Source organism: Paenibacillus sp. EB106-06-01-XG199, assembly GCF_058791575.1.
On record NZ_JBYTDQ010000018.1, the window covers coordinates 56,962 to 57,478 of the forward strand.

The 517-nt window shown below is 62.3% G+C and carries 1 protein-coding gene; it reads right to left on the reverse strand.

Annotated features, from left to right (window positions below):
* On the reverse strand, positions 1–517 hold a 517-nt coding region (locus AC3WT9_RS32980; RefSeq protein ID WP_492408802.1), incomplete at both ends, for a chitobiase/beta-hexosaminidase C-terminal domain-containing protein.

Below are 517 nucleotides of genomic sequence, written 5' to 3' on the forward strand. Positions count from 1 at the left end.
TTGGCGTTGTGCCATCCGTCGTATAGTAGATCACTGCGCTGCTAGTTGCGCTGCTCAGCGTCACCTCCGTGCCGGACACTACCTCGCCTCCGGCTGGATTTGCTGTCGGCGCTGCAACCTGCTGCGCTGCAATCGTGTAGCTCTCGCTCAGCACCGCGCTGTCTGTCATCCCCGGTTTCACCGCGATGGCCTTCATCGTCGTCGCGCTCGTCAGGGTGATCGCTCCGCTGTAGAGCGTACTGCCGATGGTTGGCGTTGTGCCATCCGTCGTATAGTAGATCACCGCTCCGCTGGTGGCGCTGCTCAGCGTCACCTCCGTGCCGGACGCTACCTCGCCTCCGGCTGGATTCGCTGTCGGCGCTGCTACTTGCGCCATAATCGTGTAGCTCTCGCTCAGCACGGAGCTGTCCGTCATCCCCGGTTTCACCGCGATGGCCTTCATCGTCGTCGCGCTCGTCAGGGTGATTGGACCGCTATAAAGCGTGCTGCTGCTGGTTGGCGTTGTGCCATCCGTCGT